The organism is Qipengyuania oceanensis, assembly GCF_009827535.1.
GTDB classification, from domain to species: Bacteria; Pseudomonadota; Alphaproteobacteria; order Sphingomonadales; family Sphingomonadaceae; genus Qipengyuania_C; species Qipengyuania_C oceanensis.
This window is the reverse complement of the sequence record NZ_WTYN01000009.1, coordinates 1-8,265: the sequence shown is the minus strand read 5'-3', so window position 1 is coordinate 8,265 and position 8,265 is coordinate 1. Positions and strand designations below refer to the sequence as shown.

Sequence of the window (8,265 nt, the reverse complement as noted above, 5' to 3'; positions counted from 1 at the left end):
GATTTTTCCAGATGCAATTCTGGCCAGAGGGGTCTCCGAAATCCGGACATATTTCGGGATCTTGAAATTGGCGAGCTTGCTTTTCAAACTTTCTTGCAATGCCGCAACATCTACCTGATTGTCAGCGTATATCGTGGCCGCAACTTCTTCGCCGAGCCTCTCATCAGGCACACCATAAACACACGCTTCAATGATAGACGGATAACCTGCCAAAGCTGACTCTACTTCGCTACAACCAATGTTTTCGCCACCGCGAATTATGATCTGTTTCAGTCGGTCGACGACATACAAGAAGCCCTCTTTATCAATATATGCGATATCTCCAGTTCGGAACCAACCATCTTCTAGAAAATCATCAATGGAGTCTGGGCGTTCCCAATATTTGTGAATAACTGAAGTGCCTCGGATCAATAATTCTCCGCGCTCTCCTGATGGAAGAAAATTTCCGCCATCATCAACCACCCCCAATTCAAGAACCGCGCTGACGCGACCGGAACTCGATGGCCTGCTCAGATAATCATCGCCTACGATAGATGTGCCGATGGAATTGGTCTCGGTCATACCCCAGGCGGTACCAGGCTTAGCATTTTTGAATGTGTCATCAAGGCCCTTGACCTGCGATTCAGCGCGCGCAGCACCGCCCCCGCCAACGGCCAACAAACTTCCGACATCATGACCAGTGTCTTGGGCAGCCAGCATGATATCTCCCGTCATGGCCGGAGTGCCGACAAAGCTGATTATTTTCTCGCGTTCAACCAGCTCAACCGCGCGCATGGGATCCCATTTGTACATGGCAACCACTTTTCGCTGTTTACGGTAACTGGCTAGTAAGACTGCCAATAAACCATTCACATGAAATAGCGGCATCCCTAATAGCGTCGAATCGGTATACGCTTTGCTGCCATTTTTTTTAGATTTCGTCCTGCCTTTCAAAACCGCCATGCAAGTTAAATCAAGTTCCCATGACAGTAATGAGGCGAGGATATTTCGATGGGTGGACACTGAACCTTTAGGATGACCTGTTGATCCAGATGTAAACAGAATTACGGCATCATCGTCCGGTCCCAGCTCAACCTCTGGCATATCGACTTTGCGACTTAGCAGAGGTTCGATCGGTTGGGCTCTCTCTTCAGGTTCGGATCGAACCGAGATGAGGTGCATTTCATTCAAGCGGTCATTTCCAATTATACGGTCAAGCCGCTCTTGATCAACAATTGCAACTTTTGTTCCGGTGTGATTCAGTCCGTATTCGAGCTCATCGGATTCCCACCAGGCGTTCAGCGCGACTACGATGCCCCCGATTGATGTGATCGCTGTAAATGCGATTGGCCATTCTGGATAATTGCGCATGCCAATGGCGACCCTATCTCCAGGCGAAATACCATATTTTTCGATCAATTCGGCAGCCAAGCTCGAGGCCCGCTGATACATTTCATTGAATGTGTATCGTTCTGTTTTATAAACGTAAAAAGTTTGGTCGCTGATCGATTCTTTGATCATTTGCGGCAAAGTGCTCGGGGCGTTTACAAACCATTTGCACACATTCCCATTGATCGTAATATCCTGAAGCTCGAATTGCTCACCTCGAGCAGTCAATTTCGAAATCGCATCAGTCCAATCCATCTCGGTTTCCTTCCAAAAATCCTATCGCTTTGGACATCGACTTTGCACAAATTCGGCACTTGATAGACAGAGCCGAATGAAACAAATCTTCGACCAATTCATCCAAGATTCGCATTGAGGGTCACAAACCTGTTCGGATCAGAAATAATCAATTCCAATATGCGGCTCGAAAAATGTTGCGCCATCCTACGAAAAACCAACGAAATATTTCGAAATAGAGCGTTTTCGTTCAACTGCGTTTTGCAAATAGAGAAGAGTCTTGTCCCGAATGGATCAAGCATCTTCCAAGATCATATGGGCGCCTTTTTCGCCAATCATGATCGATGGGGCATTTGTATTTCCGGAAACTATTTTTGGCATGATCGAGGCATCAATAACTCGCAAACTCTTGATTCCTCGCACCCTTAGCCTCTGATCGACAACAGCATTCGGATCGCTATCTGGGCCCATTTTACATGTACCAACGGGGTGATAAATCGTGTCGGCTCGGTTGCGGATGTCTTCTTTTAGCTCCTCGTCATCGTTGCTTGCGCCAGCGTAGAGCGCCTTTCCTCTATGTGCATCAAATGACGGAGCTTGCATGATTTGTTGAGCCTGTTTCACCCCAGCTAACATTGTATCAAGATCGCGCTCATCCTTTAAAAATGCCGGGTCAATCAAAGGTGGAGAATTCGGATTCGCATCTGCCAGTTTTACACTGCCAACGCTCTTCGGACGCAGGACACAAATGTGACAGGTGAAGCCGCCACGCCCATGTTTCTTCAGACCATGCTGGTCGACCATGCTAAAGGCAAAGTGCAGTTGAATGTCAGGAGAGGGTTCTTCAGGATTAGTGTAGTAAAAGGCCCCAGATTCGTTAAAATTTGTGGTCATCACACCGCGCTTGAAAATCAGATATTGAAGTTGATTCATAGCAACACGAAATACTGAGCGGGCATTTCTTCCTAAGCAATATTCGCTATCTGATTCATAGATTAAACTGTAGTCTAAATGATCAGTCAGATTTTCACCGACTCCAGGAAGTTCGAGGACCTGATCGATTTTGTGCTCTTCCAGTTTGGATTTTGGACCAATACCAGAAAGCAGTAATAATTGCGGGCTCTGAAACGCACCGCAAGATAGGATAACCTCTTTGTTCGCCCTGATTATCTGAGCCCGCCCATCGATTTTTGCTCTAACCGCTATTGCGCGTCCATTTTCGATCATTACTTTTTCCGCAATGGAGCGTTTGAAAATGGTGAGATTTTCTCGATTTTTCGCTGGCGTTAAGTAAGCATGAGCGGTTGAGCAACGCCGCCCATTGTCCTGAGTCAATTCATAAAATCCAATACCTTCTTGCGTCGCACCATTGAAGTCGTCATTGCGTGGGATCTGGCACTCCACGCCTGCTTGGATAAAGGTATCGTTCAGTGGATTGGGACTGCGAGGTGGAGATACGCTTAGCGGTCCACCAATGCCGTGAAATTCATTAGCGCCTTTTTGCCTGTTTTGTGCTTTTCTAAAAAAGGGCAGTACGTCTTCATAGGACCAACCCCTGTTCCCTAATGCTTGCCAGTTATCGTAGTCCTCTTTGGCCCCTCTGATATAGACCATAGCGTTGATGGACGAGGAGCCGCCCAAAACTTTTCCTCTAGGTTGGTAGCCAATTCGCCCATTCAATCCAGGTTGCGGTACCGTTTCAAAACTCCAATTGTGAGAGCCCTTGGGAACGGTAAAAGCAAAATTGAATGGAATCGAAATGAGTGGATTATTATGAGTTCCGCCTGCCTCAAGGAGTGCAACTGAGTACTCTCCATTTTCCGAGAGTCGGCTTGCTACTGTGCAGCCCGCTGAACCCCCGCCTACCACAACATAGTCAAACCTCTTCATTCCAAGTTTCCTATTTTAGCGCGAGGGCAAGGCCATCAGTCCAACAAAGAACATGGCATCTGCCACTATATAAAGCAGCTGAACTGGCTATCACTTAAAAATAGGCTAGAATGTCTGTGTAGATTTGGTCATTGACATTTTGCGGGTTTCTGTCGTCATTTTCGCTCAAATTTGTACCGATAACACTGTCGATCGAAGCGACTAGACAAAGTCAAATTGTTCGAATGAATTAGCTAAATTTACGCGTGTGTTTCTTACGCCATGCTCCAGGAGAGCACCCAGCCTGACGCTTAAATGCGCGACCAAAGCTGCCCGATTCTGAATAGCCCAGCGCATATGCTATCTGATCAATTGTCATGGTTGATGACAGCAGCATATGACTGGCGCGTTCATGTATCACTTCCGACTGTATCTGCCGAAATGTGCAATCTTCCTCGTGCAACCTGCGGCGCAGCGTGCTGGTCGAATGTCCAAGGGCAGCACAGACAGCTGGTTCAGTGGACAATTTCTGATCCGACAGATTTAACAATAAGTCTCTGACCTTGTTGCTTACGGTGGAACGTCTTTTTTCCAACGTTGTTTCAAGTTCATTTTCCGACCGCATTCGCGTCCATCTATTCCTAAATTTCAATGGCTCGGCAAACACCGATCTTTCGAAAGATATCGAATATTGCTTGGCCCCAAACTGAATTCCCTGCCCAAAACATTTTTCAAATTCCTGAGCATCGACAGGCTTGGGTATCTTGAATGTGCAAGTGACAGGCATGACCGCCCGTCCAATCAATTCGTTCACCCATACCACCAATGCTGCCATGCCTCTGGTTGCAAGAAAATTCTGCGAATACTCGGGCAATCTATGGCCCAGAATAAGAAATTTTATCGTGTCACCGTGCCTGGCTACATCCACGTCATTTATCCAAAGAGAGATATTGTTGAATTTCCCTGCAATCTCCAACGCATGCAGAAGGTTTCGACAAGACATCATGGCAAAACCAAGAATGCCATAGCATGTTAGATGCTGCTGCAATCCAGACATTATACCAAGGGATGCGTCACCATCTCTCTCTACCAGATTCTGAATTGCCACTAGCTCTTGCCAGGCCTCGATTTCAAAATAGGGGTCGCTCAGGTCAGCTTCAGTCACTTGAGTGCCTTCAAGAATATGTGGTGTCGAAACCCCTCGTTTGTCGGCGACGTCAAGCAATAGCCTCAAGGCGGTGGCTTCTCTTTTTCTAGAAAAATGCTTAATTATCAAATTGTTATTGGTCTTCTGCATGGTTCCTGACTAACAAATTGATCGAAAATGTCAATAATTGAAGGCTGGCGGCAATGGGAGAATGCTGACGGATCGTCAATACTGCTTCGGAGTTTGGATCACCTAATCAAGGGAAAACGCAATGAGCGGCGAATCAGGTTACTACGGAAAGCGACGGAAATGGCACAGCTGGGGCTATGAGGATGAAGGTATTACGCCTGCAGAAGTCAAAGAGATGGCGGAAAGGGTGGCTCAACGGCTCAATATCGATGAGCCGGTTATTCTTCCAGATCCTACACTAGAAGAGCTTGTGCTCCGTGAGCCGCGGATCAAAATTCCGGCTTCTTTGCAGCCATTTTGTACAACCGACAAATGGGATCGCGTTTTCCATACCTATGGCAAGAGCTTTAAAGATCTAACCAAGATTTACCGCCGCGATTTTGACAATGCTCCTGACGTTGTGGCCTATCCAAAAGATGAGGCAGACATTGCTGCTGTGTTGGATTGGTGCGGCGACAAGGGCTACGCCGCTATTCCTTTTGGTGGCGGCTCTAGTGTGACCGACGGATTTGGTTGTCCAGAAGACTATCCGGGCGCAGTGATTATTGATCTAGGCAATCTCAACAAGATTCTTGAAGTTGATGATGTTTCTAGATGCGCCTTGATTCAAGCCGGCATATTAGGCCCAGCGCTGGAAGAACAATTAAAGCCTAAGGGGCTTACCTTGCGGCATATTCCGCAATCGTGGGAATTCTCGTCTCTTGGTGGTTGGATTGCAACACGCTCTTCTGGACATTATGCCACACACCTGACCCATATTGACGAATCGGTTGAAAGTCTGCGTGTAGTCACGCCAAAGGGTACAATTGAAAATCGTCGCCTGCCTGGTTCTGGTGCTGGACCAGATCCAGACCGCCTGTTTATAGGGTCTGAGGGCTCTTTGGGAATTATTACAGAGGCTTGGATGCGCCTTCAGGGGCGGGTCAAATTCCGCGCCAATGCAACCATTACTTTTGACAGTTTCTATCAAGGTGCTGGTGCCGTTCGTGAAATCACTCAGGCTGGCCTCTTTCCTGCCAATGCGCGCTATCTTGATGAACAGGATGCCAAATTTTATGGCGCCGGCGATGGCTCTAAATCGGTGTTGCTGTTGGGCTTTGAATCGGCCGATCATCCGGTCGACGCATGGTTGGAGCGCGGCATTGAAATTTGTAAGGACCATGGCGGCAGCGTTGAAACCAAAACTGGCTCGGGCGGCGATGCGCTTCAATCCAGCCGTTCCGGGGCTCAAGGCAACTGGCGCAAGCAGTTTCGCTATTTGCCGCGAATGATGCATACGCGTGCAGCGATGGGCGTGGTTAGCTTTACCTTCGAAACCGCGTACACTTGGGATAAGTTCGAATCCATCGATACCGAAGTTATTCGCCGCCTCAAAAAGGCACAGGAAGAGATCACAGGCGGCGGTATTGTTTGTCGGCGCTTCTCATTCCTCTACCCGGATGGCCCGGCGCCATATTATACAGTTGTTGCGCCTTCAGATCACAGCAGGAGTTTGGAAGATTATCAGGCACTTTCAGATGTAGCTTCTGACGCGCTTACCGAGCTTGGCGGAACGATTACGCATCACCATGCGGTGGGTAGGAGCTTCCGTCCTTGGTACGACAAAGAAGTGGATCCGTTGTACCGCGCAATGCTCGCAGGTGCGAAGAACACGATCGATCCAAATTGGATTATGAATCCTGGCATGATTCTTGACCGACCAGCGCACTTCAAGATGGTCGGCTGATTAGAGTATTGGAAAGTTACAATGATTGAACTGTTCTTCTGGCCGACACCAAATGGCTACAAAGCAACTATTACTCTGGCCGAGCTGGGGTTGTTGGACAAAGTTACGCCAATTGATATTCTGTCTGGAGAACAGTTTGATCCTGCATATCTTGAACTCAACCCCAATAATAAGGTGCCTACGATCATTGATCACGATGGTCCGGGCGGAAAGCCAGTTACGATATTCGAAAGTGGAGCAATATTGCTCTATCTAGCGGAAAAAACAGGGAAATTACTACCCAAATCTGAATTCAAGCGCTTAGAAGCTATCCAGTGGTTGTTTTTTCAGGTGAGCAGTATGGGGCCGATGCTGGGCCAGACCCATCATTTCAGAACCTATGCGCCAGAAAAAATTGAATATGCGATCAATCGCTACACCAAAGAAGCAGAACGCCTGTACAAAATCCTAGACAATCGATTGTCTGACCATGATTTTTTGGCCGACGAGTATTCGATTGCAGATATTGCTACATTTACCTGGGTCCGACCGCGCAAGATGCAGGGGCAAAACCTTGATGACTACCCCAATGTGAAACGGTGGTACGATACAATCAAAGTGCGACCGGCAATTTCTGAAGGCCTAAGCGTGCTCTCGGACAATATGAAATGGAATGCCAAGCCGGGTTCCAAAGAATGGGAAAACATGTTTTCGGCCTCTAAGAAGTAGTCAGCCAGGCTGAGCTCCAGCAGCACGTTTTCCAAGCTGACACCCTTTTTGCGGCACGGATCCTGAGAATTGAATAGATATCGTGGAATAATTTGATGGCTATAGCAGTAACACCTTCGGGTGCCTCTTGTGGGGCAACTGTCCGAGGTCTTGATTTAAGCAAGTCGTTGGCGGCTGATGAAATTGATCAAGTACGCAAGGCTTGGCTCACTCATCATGTATTGGCATTTCCGGATCAGAAGTTGGATATTGACCAGCTAGAAGCATTTTGCCGCCAATTCGGCGAACTCAGTGAAGACCCATTCTTTAACCCTCTGCCGGCGCGAAAATATACTGCGGCCGTCAAACGCGAAGCGACTGATACTAACCGCATATTTGCGGAAGGCTGGCATTCAGATTGGAGCTTTCTGGAGAGCCCACCAATAGGTACCGTTCTGTATGGTGTCGATATCCCTCCAGTCGGTGGGGACACTCATTTTTCTAACCAGCAAATTTCGTTTGAATCGCTTCCCGATGAGGCAAAGATACGTTTGCAAGGAATGAAGTCTATACATTCTTCCGCCGCCACTTATTCGGCTCAAGGAATTTATGGCGACACAAGCAGCCATGGAGCAATGGACATCAGAAGTCCGAACGAGGGCGGTGTTTTGCAGCACACTCACCCTTTGATACTCGAACATCCTGAAACAGGACGGCTCGGAATCTTTGGCGGAGGCGCGTACATTATCGGCTTGGAAGGGGTAGCCAAATCCGAAGCCTTGCGCACTCTTGCTGAGCTGAATGCCTGGCAATCAACAGAGGTATTTGTCCATAAACAGAAATGGGAAAAGAACATGTTGGTGATGTGGGACAATCGCAGTGTCGTTCACAAGGCGACAGGTGGTTATGAGGGGTATAGGCGAGAGCTCCACAGAGTAACTGTTTACTGACAGGCGGAGTGTGCGATGCTAGGTCGTGTTGACAAAAGGGATTCCCAAACTGGCTTGGTTCTGATTCAAGACTGCTTTTTGAGGAGCAGTCATGG

6 protein-coding genes are annotated in these 8,265 nt (G+C 47.9%); 3 read left to right on the top strand and 3 right to left on the bottom strand.

Annotation, left to right across the window (positions count from 1 at the left end; genetic code table 11):
* The 3 genes from GRI48_RS14085 to GRI48_RS14075 all read right to left on the bottom strand — a co-directional run.
* A partial coding sequence (locus GRI48_RS14085; RefSeq protein ID WP_160677637.1) for a class I adenylate-forming enzyme family protein occupies positions 1-1,623 on the bottom strand: 1,623 nt, incomplete at its 3' end.
* Positions 1,624-1,896: 273 nt separating this feature from the next.
* On the bottom strand, positions 1,897-3,492 hold the full coding sequence (locus GRI48_RS14080) for a GMC family oxidoreductase (protein WP_082820006.1): 1,596 nt from the start codon (positions 3,490-3,492) through the stop codon (positions 1,897-1,899).
* 229 nt (positions 3,493-3,721) lie between these two features.
* The gene (locus tag GRI48_RS14075; protein ID WP_160677633.1) at positions 3,722-4,768 is read right to left on the bottom strand and encodes an AraC family transcriptional regulator; all 1,047 of its coding nucleotides are present in this window, start codon (positions 4,766-4,768) and stop codon (positions 3,722-3,724) included.
* 121 nt (positions 4,769-4,889) lie between these two features.
* On the opposite strand from GRI48_RS14075, the gene GRI48_RS14070 reads away from it, so the two are divergent.
* From GRI48_RS14070 to GRI48_RS14060, 3 genes are all read left to right on the top strand, one after another.
* Positions 4,890-6,533 (top strand): FAD-binding oxidoreductase, encoded by a 1,644-nt coding sequence (locus tag GRI48_RS14070; protein ID WP_054588522.1) that lies wholly within the window; start codon positions 4,890-4,892, stop codon positions 6,531-6,533.
* A gap of 21 nt (positions 6,534-6,554) precedes the next feature.
* Entirely contained in the window at positions 6,555-7,241 is a 687-nt protein-coding gene (locus GRI48_RS14065; RefSeq protein ID WP_054588521.1) for a glutathione S-transferase family protein, read from the top strand.
* 95 nt (positions 7,242-7,336) lie between these two features.
* The gene (locus GRI48_RS14060; RefSeq protein WP_062902880.1) at positions 7,337-8,170 is read left to right on the top strand and encodes a TauD/TfdA dioxygenase family protein; all 834 of its coding nucleotides are present in this window, start codon (positions 7,337-7,339) and stop codon (positions 8,168-8,170) included.
* Positions 8,171-8,265: the final 95 nt, after the last annotated feature.

Coding starts and splice junctions, on each gene's coding strand:
- GRI48_RS14080 (WP_082820006.1), bottom strand. CDS start 3,492: ATGAAGAGGTTTGACTATGTTGTGGTAGGCGGGGGTTCAGCGGGCTGC.
- GRI48_RS14075 (WP_160677633.1), bottom strand. CDS start 4,768: ATGCAGAAGACCAATAACAATTTGATAATTAAGCATTTTTCTAGAAAA.
- GRI48_RS14070 (WP_054588522.1), top strand. CDS start 4,890: ATGAGCGGCGAATCAGGTTACTACGGAAAGCGACGGAAATGGCACAGC.
- GRI48_RS14060 (WP_062902880.1), top strand. CDS start 7,337: ATGGCTATAGCAGTAACACCTTCGGGTGCCTCTTGTGGGGCAACTGTC.
- GRI48_RS14065 (WP_054588521.1), top strand. CDS start 6,555: ATGATTGAACTGTTCTTCTGGCCGACACCAAATGGCTACAAAGCAACT.